The sequence below is a fragment of the Streptomyces sp. NPDC088261 genome (assembly GCF_044740805.1).
Taxonomy (GTDB): Bacteria; Actinomycetota; Actinomycetes; order Streptomycetales; family Streptomycetaceae; genus Streptomyces.
In genome coordinates this window covers 588881-604914 of the sequence record NZ_JBIURL010000002.1, presented here as the reverse complement: position 1 = coordinate 604914, position 16034 = coordinate 588881, and the positions used below count along the sequence as shown (strand labels likewise).

General features: G+C 73.3%; 15 protein-coding genes. 9 read left to right on the top strand and 6 right to left on the bottom strand.

Going from position 1 to position 16034, the window contains the following annotated elements; translation table 11 throughout:
- Positions 1-164: 164 nt before the first annotated feature.
- Positions 165-1109: a GNAT family N-acetyltransferase gene (locus ACIODU_RS06505; protein WP_401764597.1), complete on the top strand. Its 945-nt coding sequence runs from the start codon at positions 165-167 to the stop codon at positions 1107-1109.
- Positions 1106-1909, top strand: a complete 804-nt coding sequence (locus tag ACIODU_RS06500) for a PIG-L deacetylase family protein (protein ID WP_401764594.1) — start codon at positions 1106-1108, stop codon at positions 1907-1909. Before ACIODU_RS06505 ends, ACIODU_RS06500 begins: the two co-directional genes overlap by 4 nt.
- Before the next feature lie 95 nt (positions 1910-2004).
- Here ACIODU_RS06500 and ACIODU_RS06495 read toward each other — a convergent pair whose 3' ends face one another.
- Positions 2005-3507 carry a phosphoesterase gene (locus ACIODU_RS06495; protein WP_401764591.1) on the bottom strand — a complete coding sequence of 501 codons (1503 nt, stop codon included), beginning with the start codon at positions 3505-3507 and terminating at the stop codon, positions 2005-2007.
- 196 nt (positions 3508-3703) lie between these two features.
- Between ACIODU_RS06495 and ACIODU_RS06490 the strand changes: the two genes are divergently transcribed.
- The 3 genes from ACIODU_RS06490 to ACIODU_RS06480 all read left to right on the top strand — a co-directional run bounded on the left by ACIODU_RS06490 (position 3704) and on the right by ACIODU_RS06480 (position 6686).
- Positions 3704-4105, top strand: coding sequence for a hypothetical protein (locus ACIODU_RS06490; protein ID WP_401764589.1), 402 nt, complete (start codon positions 3704-3706; stop codon positions 4103-4105).
- 155 nt (positions 4106-4260) lie between these two features.
- Entirely contained in the window at positions 4261-5412 is a 1152-nt protein-coding gene (locus ACIODU_RS06485) for a PLP-dependent cysteine synthase family protein (protein ID WP_401764586.1), read from the top strand.
- Positions 5409-6686 (top strand): MFS transporter, encoded by a 1278-nt coding sequence (locus ACIODU_RS06480; protein ID WP_401764583.1) that lies wholly within the window; start codon positions 5409-5411, stop codon positions 6684-6686. The genes ACIODU_RS06485 and ACIODU_RS06480 overlap by 4 nt, the downstream gene beginning before the upstream one ends.
- 96 nt (positions 6687-6782) lie before the next feature.
- Here the strand turns inward: ACIODU_RS06480 and ACIODU_RS06475 are convergent, their stop codons facing one another.
- Together ACIODU_RS06475 and ACIODU_RS06470 are read right to left on the bottom strand one after the other, a co-directional pair.
- Complete coding sequence (locus ACIODU_RS06475; protein ID WP_401764581.1) at positions 6783-7523, bottom strand: DUF1775 domain-containing protein; 741 nt, start codon at positions 7521-7523, stop codon at positions 6783-6785.
- Between the two features lie 15 nt (positions 7524-7538).
- Positions 7539-8228, bottom strand: a complete 690-nt coding sequence (locus ACIODU_RS06470; RefSeq protein WP_401764578.1) for a hypothetical protein — start codon at positions 8226-8228, stop codon at positions 7539-7541.
- Between the two features lie 106 nt (positions 8229-8334).
- Here ACIODU_RS06470 and ACIODU_RS06465 point away from each other — a divergent pair, with 106 nt between their 5' ends.
- Positions 8335-8802, top strand: a complete 468-nt coding sequence (locus ACIODU_RS06465) for a hypothetical protein (protein ID WP_356420053.1) — start codon at positions 8335-8337, stop codon at positions 8800-8802.
- A 46-nt stretch (positions 8803-8848) separates the two neighbouring features.
- On the opposite strand, the gene ACIODU_RS06460 is transcribed toward ACIODU_RS06465, so the two are convergent.
- Positions 8849-9676 (bottom strand): response regulator, encoded by an 828-nt coding sequence (locus tag ACIODU_RS06460; protein WP_401764575.1) that lies wholly within the window; start codon positions 9674-9676, stop codon positions 8849-8851.
- Positions 9677-9811: 135 nt separating this feature from the next.
- On the opposite strand from ACIODU_RS06460, the gene ACIODU_RS06455 reads away from it, so the two are divergent.
- Entirely contained in the window at positions 9812-11440 is a 1629-nt protein-coding gene (locus ACIODU_RS06455; protein ID WP_401764955.1) for an ATP-binding protein, read from the top strand.
- Between the two features lie 78 nt (positions 11441-11518).
- Here ACIODU_RS06455 and ACIODU_RS06450 read toward each other — a convergent pair whose 3' ends face one another.
- Complete coding sequence (locus ACIODU_RS06450; RefSeq protein ID WP_401764573.1) at positions 11519-12676, bottom strand: lactonase family protein; 1158 nt, start codon at positions 12674-12676, stop codon at positions 11519-11521.
- Positions 12677-12890: 214 nt separating this feature from the next.
- Positions 12891-13724: an SDR family oxidoreductase gene (locus ACIODU_RS06445; protein WP_401764571.1), complete on the bottom strand. Its 834-nt coding sequence runs from the start codon at positions 13722-13724 to the stop codon at positions 12891-12893.
- 177 nt (positions 13725-13901) lie between these two features.
- Between ACIODU_RS06445 and ACIODU_RS06440 the strand changes: the two genes are divergently transcribed.
- Positions 13902-14366: an ATP-binding protein gene (locus ACIODU_RS06440; protein WP_401764568.1), complete on the top strand. Its 465-nt coding sequence runs from the start codon at positions 13902-13904 to the stop codon at positions 14364-14366.
- 134 nt (positions 14367-14500) lie between these two features.
- Positions 14501-16006: a protein kinase gene (locus tag ACIODU_RS06435; protein ID WP_401764565.1), complete on the top strand. Its 1506-nt coding sequence runs from the start codon at positions 14501-14503 to the stop codon at positions 16004-16006.
- Positions 16007-16034 lie beyond the last annotated feature (28 nt).

Below are 16034 nucleotides of genomic sequence, written 5' to 3'. Positions count from 1 at the left end.
TCCGATCTCCGCACCGGCCGGTCGTACTCCGAGAGGGGGTGGTGACGGTGACCTCTCCGCACATCGGGTCCGCTCCCCCTGTACGGGCGCCCGGGCCGCACGGCGCGGCCGGGCCGCCGGCCGTTCGGGGGGCCGGGCCTTCCGATGCCGAGGGGATCGTCCGGATGCGGTCCTCGTACGTCCTCTCCGAGCCCCTGAGTGAGGAGTGGGTACGGCGGTGCACCGGCGAACTCGCGCCGCGGCTGGCGCCGGCGGGGGACGCGCGGGCCTGTGTCATCGACGGTCCGGACGGTTCGATCGCCGCCTGCGCCCTCGGCCTGATCCATCCGGTGCTCCCGGCGCCGGCCTACCCCAGGGGTCTGGCCGCCCGCCTGCACGTCGTCGCCACGCGGCCGGACTCCCGGCGGCGCGGATACGCGCGGGCCGTGGTGTCCGCGCTGCTCGACCGTCTGCGCGCCGAGCACGTCACGCTGTTCGAGCTCCACGCCAGTGACGAAGCGGCGCCGCTGTACCGGGAATTCGGGTTCGCGGGCGCCCCCGCGCTGATGCGGATGACGCGTCTCGAAAGACCGGCCGCACCGGCCCCGCGCGAGAGCGGGGAAGGGCGGGCCGGGTGGCTGCCGCCCGAGCAGTACGCCGAGACCGTCCTCAAGGCGACCGCCTTCGCGTGCTTCTACTTCACCGACGAGGACGACCGACCGCTCCAGTTGCACTCCGTCTACTCCCCCGCGCACCCCTGGCAGCTGGTCGGCGGCACGATGGACCCGGGTGAGCGCCCGTGGCAGACCGCCGTCCGGGAGTGCCAGGAGGAGACCGGCATCACGCCGGCCGGGCCGCCCCGGCTCCTGGCGACGGTGTACGGGCTGCCGGGCGCCGCGTGGCCGTACAGCACGATCGGCTGCGTCTTCGACGGCGGCCGGCTCACCGCGGCGCGGATCCGTGGCATCGCCGTGCAGCCGGACGAGCACGACGAGGTCCGCGTCCTGCCCCTGGCCGCGTGGGAGGCGCTGATGCCCGGCCGGGACTTCGCGCGCCTGAGCGCCCTGGCGGAGGCCCGCCGTACGGGCGTCGCCGCGTACGTCGACAACTGGGACTGGGGGGACGAATGAGCGGCGACGCCAGGTCGACGGGCCGACGGGCCGCGCCCCCTCCGCCGTCCCTGCTCGGCGTGTTCGCGCATCCCGACGACGAGTCCCTCCTCGCCGGGGGCGTACTCGCCCAGCACGCGGCAGGCGGCGCGCGCACGGCGGTGGTCACCACCACCTGGTCTCCCACCGGCCACCGGGCCGCCGAACTCGGCGACGCCCTGGGTGTCCTCGGCGCGGGTAGGCCCCGCATGCTCGGGTACGGTGACGCGCGCGACGAGTCGTCGGCTCCCGGCCGCCCTCGGTTCCGTGACGCGCCGCTGGACGAGGTCGTCGCCCGACTGGTCGCGGAGGTACGGGAGTTCCGCCCCGACGTCGTCGTCACGCACGACGCCCTCGGCCAGCTGACCGGCCACCCCGACCACCGGCACACGCACCGGGTGACCCTGCTCGCGGTGGAGGCCGCCGGATTCGCGCACCTCTACCCGGAGGCCGGGGCGCCCTGGCGGACCGGCGCCCTCTACTCGGCCACCCACCCGCACTCCGGGGTCGGCGATCTGGCGCCGCTCCTGGCCGGGGCCGGCAAGGCCGTGCTCAGCGTGCCGGACGCGTACGTCACCGCGACCGTCGACGTGACGGCGTGGGCCGGCCGGAAGTGGCGCGCGATCCTGGCGCATCGCAGTGAGGCGGCGAGGGAACGGTCCCTGCCCGGCCTCCTGTCCCGGGCCGGCCAGGAGGTGCGGGACCGGGTCCTCGGCACCGAGTACTACACCCGCCTCGGCCTTTCGCCTTCGCCGGGCGGTTTGACGGAGCTGGCCGTCTGACCCGCGCCGGGGCCGAGCGGGGCGGAACGGAACAGGGTGGGCCCGTCCGCGCGTCGCGGCGGGCCCACCCCATAGTGCGGTCGGACGTCAGTCGACTAGCGCACCTTCACGAAGACCGGGTTGGAGTAGAACCACAGGTCGTCCCACGGGCTCTCCTTGCCGTCCGCGAGCGGCTCGGCCTCGTCGGTGCTCGTGCCGCGCACGCGGGCGTAGAGGTCGCCCTCCACGTCGCGCAGCGTGTGGCGGACGACGTACTCCTTGCCCTCCCGGCGCCAGTCGCGCGGGCCGAACCGGGCCACCACCTTGGTGGTCGGGTTCGTGTCGGCGTCGAGGTTGGCGCTCGGGCCCGTGATCCGGCCCGTGATCAGGTCGACGCGCCGGACCTCCGGGCGGTCGCCGTTGGCGTTCTTGCCCTCCAGCGGCCGGAACCTGATCTCGATCTCGACGTCGGTACGGTTGCGACGGCTCACCGTCAGGGTCTCCCCCACGGACGCCTCGTTGCCGCGGTTGCTCGCGCTGAGGTCGAGGCTGGTGATCAGGTCACCGGTGCCCACCCAGATCCGCCCGTTGCGCAGGCCGTCCATGATGTCGGCGTAGTCCTGCCGCGCCAGCACGTGCGTCTTGCTGTACTCGCCCGGCCAGAAGTCGGAGCCGCCGCGGGTCCAGTGGACGTGCGAGTCGGAGGTCGCGGTGATCCACCAGCGCCGGCCCTCGCCGAGCAGCGCGTCCCAGAGGCCGCCGACGCGCGCGGTCATCTGGTCGAAGCCGCCGTGCGTGGGGTAGTTGCTGTAGCCGCCGCGCGCACCGCCGATGAGCGGGCCCGCCTGGTGGCCGGGGGCGCCCTCGAAGCCGACGTAGATGTCCGGCGCCGTGTTGTTGCCGTTACGGAACTCGCGCGGCGTGTCCTGACCGTACACGCCGAGGCCCGTCGCCGACCGCGAGGCGTGGTGGGCGATCACCAGCGGCTTGCGCGGCATGCCCTTCGCGGCCTTCAGGAACTCGACCATCTTGGCCTCGGTGTCGCGGCCCGGGTCGGCGGGGAAGGGGTCGTTCTTCGCGAAGCGGCTCTCCAGCTCGAAGAGCTGCTTCGCCTCGTCGGCGTGGTGAGGGATCATCAGCGTGTGGTGGTCCAGCGCGGGGGCGTCGAACTCCATGCCCCAGAACTGGAGCACGCCGGGCACCAGGGTGCGGGAGCGCAGCAGGTCGGGGTACGCCTGCTCCAGGTTGACCTTCGAGTGCGTCGGGCCGCCGTGGTCGGTGCACATCACCCAGCTGAGACCGAAGTGCTTCGCCATGATCGCGTTGGTCACGATCGGGTAGACCGCGTCGCCGCCCTTGATGAACTTCGGCGGATTGGTCGACGTGTCGAACGAGCCGCTGTACTCCGAGTGCACGTGGTGGTCGCCGGCGCGCCACGCCCGGTTGCGCGAGTCGCCGTGCTTCCCCTGGTCGCGGTCGTCATCGTCGTGGGCCGCGGCCGGGCCGGCCACCGCCAGCGGGCCGGCGGCCGCCAGCGTCGCCCCGACGCCCGCGTACTTGACCAACCGGCGCCGCGAGATCGCTGAGTACTCCGGATCTTCGCTGTTCTTGTTCTTCACGATGAAGCCTCTCGTTCAACCGCTGGGGGGCAACGAGGAGTCTCGGGTGGCAAACCGAACGGAACATGAACACCGCTCACGACGATCGAGAACAACACCTCCCGGTCCGCGCTTGGCGCGCCGTTGAACTGCGCTTTACCCCCGGGGCGGGTCACGGGCCCGCCCGTCGCCCGCCCGGTCGGCGACACAAGGTAACGTGAGCGTCACTGTGCGAAGTCGGTCGGGGCATTTCCGGGAGTACGGCAGCTGGGTGGTCGCCCTCGTGCTGGCGGCGCTGACCGCCCTGCTGCTGGGTGCGTGCGACAGCGGCGGGCATCACCGGCTGCTCGACGCGCCCGGCGGCCGTACAGCCGTGTCGGCGTCCGCCGCTGACCTCGTGTCAGGGTGCGCCGACCCGGACCCGTCCTGCGCGCCGGAGGTGGAGCACCATCTCGCCGCCCAACTGGACGAGGACCCGCCCCCTCCGGCGCTCCCCGCGACGGTCGGCGGCCGGCGGGCCGGGACAAGGACCTCCCTGTGCGGCGGCGCGTCTCGGCGCGGGCCCCCCGCAGGCGGAGGACGTGACGTGCTCGGCCGGGTGTGCGTGTCTCGGACGTGACCGGGCCGGACCGCGCGGTCGTACGGCGGCCTCCTGCCGCCCGGCGCGCGGTCTGACCATCCCGACCGCCCCTTCTCCGGGTCCCCCGGTGCGCTCCTCCGGCAACAGGTGAGCCACCGCGGTGTGCCCCGGCCCGCTCGAAAGACGTCCGTACGATGACTGAACTGTCCCCGTCCCTGCCCTTGTCTCTGCCTCCGACCCTGCCCCTGCCCCTGAACCCCCTCAGTGTCGGGGGCGCCGTCGGCAACACGCCGGTGCTGTGGGTCGACGAGCCCTTCGCGACCGCCCCCCACGGGTTCTGGGCGAAGCTCGAAGGATTCAACCCCGGCGGCATCAAGGACCGCGCCGCCCTGTACATGGTCAACCGGGCCCGGGAGCGCGGGGATCTGCTCCCCGGTGCCCCGATCGTGGAGTCGACGTCGGGGACGCTCGGCCTCGGCCTGGCGCTGGCCGGGGTCCTCCTCGGGCATCCGGTGCACCTGGTCACCGACCCGGGCATGGAGCCGATCATGGAGCGGATGCTCACCGCCCACGGCGCCAGCCTGTACGTCGTCGACCGGCCGCACCCCGACGGCGGATGGCAGGAGGCGCGCCGCCGCAAGGTCGCCGCGCTCCTGGCCGCGTACCCCGGCGCGTGGTGCCCGGACCAGTACCACAACCCCGACAACGTGGCCGCGTACGCCGGACTCGCCGGTGAACTCGCGCGCCAGCTGCACCACATCGACGTGCTGGTGTGCGCGGTCGGCACCGGCGGCCACTCCGCCGGGGTGGCCCGTGGCCTGCGTACGCGCATGCCCGCGCTGCGGCTGGTCGGGGTCGACACCATCGGATCCACGATCTTCGGACAGCCGGCCAGGACGCGGCTGATGCGCGGGCTCGGCTCGTCCATCTACCCCCGTAACGTCGACTACGGAGCCTTCAGCGAGGTCCACTGGGTCGCCCCGGCCGAGGCGGTCTGGTGCGCCCGGCGTCTGGCCGCGCGGCAGTTCGCCACCGGGGGCTGGAGTGTGGGCGCCGTCGCGCTGGTGGCCGGCTGGCTGGCCCGTACGCAGCCGGAGGGGACCCGTATCGCCGCGGTCTTCCCGGACGGGCCGCACCGCTACTTCGACACCGTCTTCAACGACGACTACTGCCGCGCCCACGGTCTCCTCCTCACGGAGGGACCCACCGGCCCGGAGACGCTGGTCACCTCCGGGGCGGCCGAGGTGTCGCGATGGACGCGCTGCACCACGGTCACCGATCCGCTCTCCGCCCCCACCGGCCAGAAGCCTGGTACGAACGCCGATGTGACGGAGGGTCGGCTGTGAACTCCGTCTGGAAGCAGACCCGTTCCTTCGACGCCACCGTGCGACTGCTGCTGGTCAACCAGCTCACCATCAACCTCGGCTTCTACATGCTCATGCCCTACCTGGCCGTCCACCTGTCCACCACGCTGGCTCTCGGTGCCTGGGCGGTCGGTCTGGTCCTGGGCATGCGCAATCTCTCCCAGCAGGGCATGTTCCTGATCGGCGGCATGCTCGCCGACCGGCTCGGTCACCGCCCGCTGATCGTCGCGGGGTGTGCGCTGCGTACGGTCGGCTTCGCCGCGCTCGCCGTGGTCGACTCCCTGCCCGGCCTCCTCGCGGCGTCGGCCGCCACCGGCCTGGCGGGCGCGCTGTTCAACCCGGCCGTGCGCGCCTGCCTCGCCGCCGAGGCCGGGGAGCGCCGGGTGGAGGCGTTCGCGCTCTTCAACGTCCACTACCAGGCCGGGATCCTGCTCGGTCCGCTCGTCGGGCTGGCCCTGACGGCGGTGGCGTTCCCCCTCACCTGCGGGGTGGCGGCGGCGCTGTTCGCCCTCCTGACCCTGCTGCAACTGCGGCGGCTGCCCGCGCGGAAGGGCGCGTCGGGCACGCCTGGCGCCACGTGGCGGGAGCAGGCCGGTACGGTCCTGCGCAACCGCCCCTTCTGGCTGTTCGCCGCCGCGATGACCGGCTCGTACGTCCTGTCCTTCCAGATCTACCTCGCGCTGCCCCTGGAGACGACACGCCTGGTGGGCGACGGCACGTACGGCGCGGCGGCGACCGGTGCGCTGTTCGTCGTGTCGGGCCTGGTCGCGCTCACCGGACAGTTGCGTATCACCGCCTGGTGCAGGCGTACGTGGACGCCTCATCGCTGTCTGGTCGCCGGGCTCACCCTCATGGCGGCGGCGTTCCTGCCCCCGGCCCTCACGGCGAACGCGGCTCCGGCACCGGGGAGTTGGAGCGCCGCGCTCGCCATGGTGCCGCTTCTGGTGTGCGCCGGGCTGCTGGCGGTGGCGACGGCGGTGCTGTACCCGTTCGAGATGGACACCATCGTCGCCCTGTCCGGCGGCCGGTGGGTCGCCACCCACTACGGCCTCTACAACACCGTCTGCGGCGTGGGCATCACCGCGGGCAATCTGGCCACGGGCGCCGTCCTGGACGCGGGACGCGACGCCGGTGCGGCGGCTCTGCCCTGGCTGGTGCTGACTCTGCTCGGGGCGGGATGCGCGACCGCGGTGGCGGCCCTGTCCCGCAGGGGGAACCTGGGTGTGCCGGCGGATACGGCGGCGGTACGGGCCTGACGGCGGGGCGTCCCTGCCCCGTCCGGCCCGGCGGGCCTGGGCCGTGAGAAGGCCCCGGCCCGCCGGGGGCGGTCACACCCTGCCGGGCGAGACGGACTATGCCTGGTTACGGCTCCGTCGTGACCACCACACTCCCGCGCCGGCGACCAGGACGACCACCACCGCGACGATCGCGACGATCACCGTGGTGTCGCTGTCGGAGTCGTCCGCCGCGGCCGCCTCGGCGGGCTCCGCCGACGCGGCCGCAGGAGCGGACGGAGCCGGGGCCGGGGAGGAAGAACTGTCGCTCGGCTCCGGCGTCGGACTGGGGCTCGGGCTCGGGGCGATGGGGGTGGCCCCGGGCGCCGCGGCCTTCAACTCCAGTACGGGCGCCGGGTTCTCCACCTCCTCGCCACCGCTCGGCACCTCGATCCAGCGGGAGACCTCGCCGTTCCCGTACGTCTCGACGGTCTTGAACGCCAGCGACTCGGCGTCCGGCAACTGCCGCACCGTAACGCTGTGTTCGGCGTCCGTGCCGACGCCGAGCGCGGCGCCGCCGACGGTGTACCCGTCGGCGGTGGCGGTCAGGCTCCATCCCTTGGGGGCGTCCTTGAGCGCCACCGTGTCCGGCGCGATTCCCTCGGGCAGGACCACCCTCAGCTTTTTGATTCCGGCGTCGCCGCTCTCGGCCTCCGAGGTGAAGGTCAGCGTGACGTTCTCGGCCAGGGCCCGCGCGTCGGAAGCGGTGACCTCGGCGTGTGCGGCGGCGGGGCCCGCCCCGGCCGCCACGACGACGGCGGCGGCGGCGAGGGCCACCGCATACCGCAGCGGGACACGACCGATGGATGTGGGGTTCACGTAGATCGAACTCTCTCAGTACGGGCGGACTCGTCCCGCGTACGGGCGGCCCGCCGGGGTCGGGCGGAATACGTCTCCTGCCCGGCCCCGTGGCGGGCCTCTCCGCTCGACCACGTGCGACAGCATCGTCTCCGTGGCCGGCCGCACCGCGGCATCCGGCGGGCGCCGGCGTACGGACTCCGCCACCCGTGCGGGAACCGGCCATCGTCCCCACACCGCAGCGACGAGCGCGATCCCCGTCCTCGCCCAGCGGCCGACGGTACGGGGCAACCCGCTCAACGCCCTGTCCGCGCGATGCATCAGCAGCGCCACGGCGACAGCCGCCGTGGCGTGCGCCAGCGTCATGACCATCGGGCCGTAGTGCGCCTCGTAGCCCGGGCGCGCGCCCGGATGCGCCCCCGCGTGGTCGTGGGCCGACGCGGCGGACGCGGACAGCGCCGTGTGCAGGACGAACTGCGCCCCGCACGTGACCATGATCACGGTCCCCCACGAACGGGCCCGGCCCGTTCCGGCGGCGGAGACCGTCCCCATCACGGCGGCCAGGGCGGCCAGCCGCGCCCAGGGGACCGGTTCCTCCGACGCCAGATGGTGCCCGACGGCGGCCAGCACGGCGCTGATCAGCGTGAATACGGCAGCTCTGACCCATCGGCCGGCCGGCGCGAGTCGCGGCGGCCGACCGGGCGCGCGTTCTCCGGACGGGTTCATGACGCGCTCATCATGCACGGGCGGCCGGGCCGCTGAACACGCGCCCGGTGGCGTCCGTATCCCTTCACGCGCTACGACTCCGCCGATCTTGTGAAGGGGACGCCCGGTGACCGCCCACCGCCCGCATACCGCCCGCAGCACCCCGCTCGTCGCCGTGCTCGCTCTCACCGCGCTGGCCCTGACCACTGCCTGCTCGGCCGACGAGAAGGGCGCACGGCCCGCCGCCGCGCGGACGAGCGAGGCGCCGGCCGCCGCCCCCGCGAACATCGAGAAGATCGCGGCGCTGACCGGGTGCGAGGCGGACGTCCGTACCGACGCGGACGAACTCCGGGAAGGCGTCTGTGTCACCCCGCGGGGGAGCTGGACGGTGACGACCTTCCCCGCCGAGAAGTTCAAGCGGACCTGGCTGGAGGCGGCCGCCATGTACGGCGGCACCTACCTCGTCGGACCCCGCTGGGCCATCGGCGGCAAACCGGAGCTGCTCGCACAGCTCCGTACCAAGGTCGGCGGGAACCTCCAGAAGCTGCGCGACATGAACGCTCCACTCGTCACGCCCCCGAGCCCCGCCCCCTGAACCCTCCGCCCCCGCCGCGCCGCCTCACGCGCGACCGGACCGCCGGCTAGGGGCGCGGCAGGGTCGCGGTGTCCAGGAAGAAGGCGTCGATGCCCTGGACGGCGGTGATGAACTCGTCCAGGTTGACGGGCTTGGCGACGTACGCGTTGGCGTGCTGGCGGTAGGCGTCCTTGATGTCGTCGGGCGCGGCGGACGTGGTGAGGACCACCACCGGGATGGTGCCCAGGGCCGGGTCGTCCTTGAGGACCGCGAGGAGTTCCCTGCCGTTCATCCGCGGCATGTTGAGGTCGAGGACGATCAGGTCGGGCCGTTCCTCGCGGGGGTCGCGCAGGTGCTCCAGGGCCGCGAGGCCGTCGGGGACCCGGGAGATCGTACGAGCCATGCCGCGCCCGACGAGAGCCTCCTCGATGAGCAGCGCGTCGGCGAGGTCGTCCTCTACGAGGAGCACGCTGTAGGGGCGGTCGAGCGAGAAAGCGTTCACGGCTGAGCTCCTGTGCTGGGGGGAAGGGAGGGGGCGTGAGGGGGGCTGAGCGGTGAAGAGGAGACCGGGCCAGCGCCGGCGGGCGCCCTGGCGGGTGATGCCCCAGGCGTCGCCGAGCTGTGGATAGTTCGCGCCGGCCCGCGCCGCCACGGCCGCCTGTTCGCGCGCGCACCGCTCCACGGCCCGGCTCAGGTACGACAGGGCGCGCAGCCGGTCCAGCTCCGTCGGCGCTTCGTGGCCGGGGTCGTGCGTCGCCGTCGGCGTCAGGTCGCTGTCTCCGTCTCCTCGCGGGACCCGTCCTTCCAGGGTCCCTCGGGCCTGTGTCGCCAGCTGGTGCGCCAACGCCCTGACCGCCTCTTCGGCGAGGCCGGTCAACACATGGTCGTCGGACACGGGGACAACGTGGGGGACCATGGGAGAACCTTAACCAGGCGCCGCCCTCGACAACAGTTGTTGTCAGGCAACGGTACGCTGACCGCGCCGGCGTCGGACGCCGGGGGTGACTGCGAGGAAAGCGTGGACATGAAGATGACGGGCAAGGGCCACGCCACGACGGGCCGTGCGGTGTCGGGCTGGACGACACGGCGCTGGCTGGTCACCGGCACCTCGCTGGCCCTGGTGGTGCTGCTCGGGCTCTCGCTCTGCGGCGCCTGGGTCTTCGCGCGCTCCACCGCCATCAACAACCGGCTGGTCGACCGCTCCAGTCCCGCCCTGATCGCCTCCGTACAGCTGGAAAGCGCGCTGATCAACCAGGAGACCGGCATACGGGGGTACGGCATCAGCGGTCAGGCCGACTTCCTCGCCCCGTACCGGGACGGTCTGGCGCGCCAGAAGTCGTCCGTACGGCAGCTCCGGCTCCTCACCGGCGAGGACAAGGTCGCCGCGCGCGACCTCACCGAGGTGGACGGCCGGGCCCGGCAGTGGCAGTCGCGGATCGCGCGGCCGATCGCCGAGTCCTCCGCCCCCGTGCCCCTGGCCCGGGAACGCGCCGAGGAAGGAAGGCGGCTCTTCGACTCCCTGCGTACGGCGATGTCGGCCCAGCAGAAGCACCTCCAGGTGGCGCGGGCCGGGGCGCGGGCCGATCTCCAGGCCGCGAGGACGTTCCGGAACTGGACCTTCACGGCGATGGCCCTGGTCATCCTGGTGCTCGCGGGCCTGGTCTTCGTCGGCCTGCGCCGGGGCGTCACCTCTCACCTCGACCGGCTCTCGCTCGACGTGCGGAAGGTGGCGGGCGGGGACTTCGGTCACGCGGTGGCGGGATCGGGCCCGGCGGACCTGCGGCTGCTGGCGGCGGACGTCGAATCCATGCGGACCAGGCTCGCCGCCGAGCTGTCCTTCAGCGAGAACGCGCAGGCGAGCCTCGCCTCGCAGGCCGAGGAGCTGCGGCGCTCCAACTCCGAGCTGGAGCAGTTCGCGTACGTCGCCTCGCACGACCTCCAGGAACCGCTGCGGAAGGTGGCGAGTTTCTGTCAGCTCCTGGAGCGCCGCTACACGGAGAACCTGGACGACCGGGGGCGGCAGTACATCGCGTTCGCGGTGGACGGCGCCAACCGGATGCAGGGGCTCATCAACGACCTGCTGGGCTTCTCACGCATCGGGCGTCTGATGACCGAGCACGTGGACGTCCGCCTGGACGACCTCTTCGACCGGACCGTCGACTCGCTCGGCCTGGCCATCGAGGAATCGGGCGCGGTGGTCACGCACGATCCCCTGCCGGTCCTGCACGGGGAGAAGACCCAGCTGGGCATGCTCCTCCAGAACCTCATCGGCAACGCCGTCAAGTTCCGGTCGGCCGACCGTCCGCCGGTGATCCATCTCGGGGTCCGGCCGGTGGACGGCGCGTGGGAGTTCGCCATCACGGACAACGGCATCGGCATCGCGCCCGAGTTCGCCGAGCGCGTCTTCGTCGTGTTCCAGCGTCTCCACACACGCGAGCAGTACTCCGGGAACGGCATCGGTCTGGCGCTGTGCCGCAAGATCGTGGAGTACCACGGCGGGACCATCGCCATCGACCACACGCACAGCCCCGGCACGCGGATCGTGTTCACCCTCGCGGACACCCCGGACGCGGCACCGCCGCGCACCGCCCCGGCCCAGGGCGCTCTCCCCGGCCCGTCCCGGGCCGGGGACGTCGCGCCGCATCCGGCGCAGAACTAGGGCGGCCGGCGGCGGGGCGTCGGCCGACCGAGCACCGTCCGGGCAACTCCGCCCGGTCGGCCGACGCTCCTGACCCGGTCAGAGCGCGACGATGCCCTCGCCGCCGACTCCGTCCGGTACCTCGGTGCTGCCGATCTTGGTGAGGGCGCCGTCCCGGCCGATGCGGAAGGCGTCCACGGTGCCCGCGCCGCCGGTCTGTACGTACAGGTAGCGGCCGTCGGGGGTGACGGACGCGTCGACCGTGCCGGCGTCGGTGGGGATGTTCCCCAGGGGTTCGAGGTGGGCGTGGCGGTTCTGGCGGAAGCGCGAGAGCGTGTTGCTGCCCGCGTTGGAGACGTAGAAGTGGTCACCGGCGCGCACGACCCAGCAGCTCGCCTGCTGGCCGGTCGGGGTGTCGTCGACGAGGACGGCGTCGCCGTCCTCCCGCAGACGGAAGGTCAGCACGCTGTTCTCCGCGCCGTCGGCGACGACGAGGCGCCGGTGGGCGTCGAAGGTCAGCCCGAACGGCTGGGATCCTTCCTTGCTGTTCACGACGGGTTCGGCGGACGGCGCGCCCGACGGATCGAGGGAGAAGACCTCGATGCTGTTGCCGCCCAGTTTGGTGGTGACGACCAGCTGCGATCCGTCGGGGGTGAACGCCACCTGGCCCGGGGTGTGGGTGAACTCGGGCGCGGTGGCGGTGTCCAGATCCAGCTCCCGGTGCCAGGCCGCGACCGGGTGCAGCTTGCCGTCCTTCAGCCGGTAGCCCTGGATCGAGCCGCCGTCGCGCCCGTTGAGTACGTACACGCGGTCCTGGTGCGCGGCGACGCTGACCGGGAACACCCCGCCGGAGGTGACGACCTGCTCACGGTGGAGCCGGTCGCCCTCGACCGAGAACACGGTGACGGTGTTGCTGCCGGCGTTGACCGCGTACAGCAGTTTGTGGTGGGGGTCGTACGTCAGCGAGCCCTGCGAGGCGAGGTGGTCGACGACGGAGCCCGCCAGGACGCCGCCCTTCCCGCCGGTGCCGTAGACCGTCCGCTCGTGCAGCGATCCGTCGTCGTGGCGGCGGTAGGCGATCACCTGGTTGCCCGCGACACGGTCGTTCTGGACGAACACCGCCCGGCCGTGGTCGTGGGCCGAGGGGCCGGACACGGCGGGCGTCGCGGTCGCGGGCACGGCGAACGCGGCGGTCGAGAGGACCACGGTCACGGCGACCTTGAGGGTCCGGGCGAATCTGCGGGTGGTGGTCGGCATCTGCCTTCTCCTGAGTCCGGCCGGCCGGGCGACTCCTCACTCCTGCGGGAAGGTACGCACGTGGCCGGCAGAGAGCGTCGTTCCGCCGTCATCGTCGAGCGGGGGCGGCCACGATCGGGGTACCCCGCGCCCGGGGTACCTCATTAGGATGATCGGACAGCGGCGAACGGTCGCACACCGATGCTCCCGCCCGGCCGGCCGGTGCGGCGGCGGCTCAGCGGAAGGCCGTGACGTTCTCGGCGGCCCACTGCCGGAACGGCCGGGCCGCAGTTCCTGTGACGTCCGGGACCGTGTGACGTACCGCCAGCAGCGCGTCGTTGGCGTCGCCGCCCGTGACGTCGAGCACCGCGTCGGCGGCCTCGGCCCCGAAGACCGCGACCGTCTGTGCGTAGGCCTGCTCGCGGCTGATCTCCGTGAAGGGCACCTCCCGGCCCAGCGCCGCCGCGATCGACCCGACCTGCTGCCGGGCGCTCACCGGCTCCGGCCCGGTCACGGCGTACGTGCGCGCGCGGTGGCCGGGCTCCGTCAGCGCCACCCGTGCCACTGCGGCGACGTCGGCGGGGTGGACGGTGGGCAGCGCGACGTCCGCGTACGGCGCGCGGACGGTTCCGTTCTCGCGGATGACAGCCGCCCACATCAGGGCGTTCGAGGCGAACTGCGTCGGACGCAGGACCGTCCAGGCCATGCCGCTCTCCTTGAGCAGCCGCTCCACCGCCAGGTTCGCGCGGGCCGGGCCCAGGTGCGGGTGGGTCTCGACGGTGATGGACGACACCAGGACGACGTGCTCGACGCCCGCGTGCCGGGCGGCCGTGAGGACGCCGGCGTCCGAGCCCACGCCCGCCAGCAGGACCAGCGAACGCGCCCCGGCCAGCGCGGACTTCAACGACGCCGGTTCGGCGAGGTCGCCCGCCACGGCCTCGACCCCTTGGGGGAACGCGGCCCTCGCGGTGTCACGGGTGAGGCCCCTCACGGGCCCATGACCCCCTGCGCGCAACTCCTTCAGCAGCGCACTGCCTATGTTTCCGGTGGCTCCGGTCACGAGGATCATCTGCGTGTTTCTCCTGTCGTCGGGCGGTCGACCGACGCACACGCTAGAAACTCAACCGGACTTCAGGTCAAGCGGCCCCCGGGGGCGCGGGCCCGCGCGCCGGATTCCGTTTGCGCCGAGAGCGGTGACCTTCGTCTCGCGGGGTAGTCGATGGCCGACGACGAAGGGAGGTCGCACATGCCGGACGACATGTCGTTGAGAGCGGTGGGGTGGGCCCAGTCCTTCCCCGTGTCGGGTGGAGTTCGGGCCGGGCGCACCTGGGCGCGCGCGCATCTGGACGCGCTCGGATGGGACACGGAGGCACCGGACACGGTGGACTCGGTGCTGCTCACCATCTCCGAGCTGATCACCAACGCGCACATCCACGCCCGGAGCACCGCGCAGCTGGTGCTGACCTGGGACAGCCACTGCCTGCACGTCAGCGTGCACGATTCCGGGGCCGGGCAGCCCGTGGTCCGCCAGGCCGGTGACTCCGAGCCCTCGGGCCGCGGCCTCGCCATCGTGCACGCCCTGGCCGACAGCTACGAGACGCGGACCCGGTCCCACGGGAAGTCCCACGGGAAGACGGTCATCGCCTGTTTCCGCCCGCCGGACGGGGCCGTACGCCACGAGGCGTGCATGCGGCAGGACCACGAGGCATGACCGCGAGAACCGGTCCGGCCGTCGTCGGCCGGACGAACCGCCCCCGACCGGGGGCCCGCTGAACAGAGCCGCCGGACACGGCGGCGTCCGAGCACGAGGTGTCGGAGACGCGAGAAGAGGCATTCCCTGTGTTGGTGGCCGGGCGGTACCGGACGAGCGATCAGCTCGGCCGCGGCGGAATGGGCGAGGTCTGGCGAGCGCGGGACGAGGTGCTGGGCCGCCCCGTGGCGGTCAAGCTCCTCAGACAGCGGGACGCCGACGCCGCCGCGCTCGCCCGCTTCGAGCTGGAGGGGCGGACGGCGGCGCGGCTGAGCCACCCCAACGTGGTGACGGTGTACGACAGCGGCACCGAGGCCGACCGCGGCTACCTGGTGATGGAGCTGGTCGAGGGGCACAGCCTGGCGGAGGAGCTGCGCGTCAACGGGCCGACTCCTCCCGCGACGGCGGCCCGGATCGGGAGCCAGGTCGCCGCCGGTCTGGCCGCCGCGCACCACGAAGGCGTGGTCCACCGCGACGTCAAACCGGCGAACCTGCTGCTGGCGTCCGACGGCACCGTCAAGATCGGCGACTTCGGGATCGCGCGCTTCGCCGATCACTCCACCACGGAGCTGACGATGAACGGCCAGGTCATCGGCACCAGCGCCTACCTGGCGCCGGAGCGTGCCCTGGGGCGTCCCGCCGGGCCGGCGGCGGACATGTACGGACTGGGCTGTGTGCTGTACGAGTTGCTCACCTCCCGTCCGCCCTTTCACGCGGACACCCCGGCGGTCATGGTCTACCGGCACGTCGAGGCGATCCCCGAACCGCCGAGCCACCAGGGCCCCCCGCTCCCGGGTGAGCTGGACGAATTCGTCCTGCGGCTGCTGACGAAGGACCCGGCGGGGCGGCCCACCGCCGAGGAGACCATCAGCTTCCTCTCCGCGCCGGAGGACTGGATACCGGTCGGGCGGCGGACCGTACGGGCGCCGATGGCCTTCTCCCAGGACGCCCCGCCCGCTCACACGGCTCTTCTCTCCGGGACGGCCGGCATACCCGGGACGGCCGGGGTGTCTGGGACGGCTGGCATGCCCGGCGAGGACACGGGCACGCGGCGCGACCGGCGCCGGCGCCCCGGCCACGCGGGACAGCGCCGCCGTTCGGTGCTCCTCGGCGCGGCCGCCACCGCGCTCTCCGCGATCGTCGTCGGCGTGGCCGCCACGTCGTCGTCCGACGGCCGGCACGAGGGTCCCGTATCCATACCCCGCACGTCGGCCGCCGAGGACACGCGCCCCGCGGGGGAGGCACCGGAGGCCCGGCCCGCGACGGGCCCGGCGAAGGGCGGTGCGGCGGTCTCCTCGCAGGCACCGGCGAAGGCACCGGCCGGTGCGCCCGGCGGCGCGGCGCCCGACCGGCCGGCCTCCCCCTCCGTACCGGCGGAGAAGACTCCGCGCGAGGAGAGGACTCCGCAGAAGACGGCCGGTGGCGCGACCGTCCGCCCGTCGGAGCCCCCGCCCCCCACCACGCGTCCGTCGTCGCCGGCGGCCACCCCGTCCGGCACTCCCCCGCCCAGCGCCACCGAGCCGCCCGCGGCGACGGCCACCGCGAGCGACCGGCCGGATCCCGGCACCACACCGGACACCGCGGACACCGCACAGCCGTAGACGTGATGCGGGGATGGGCGATTCGACG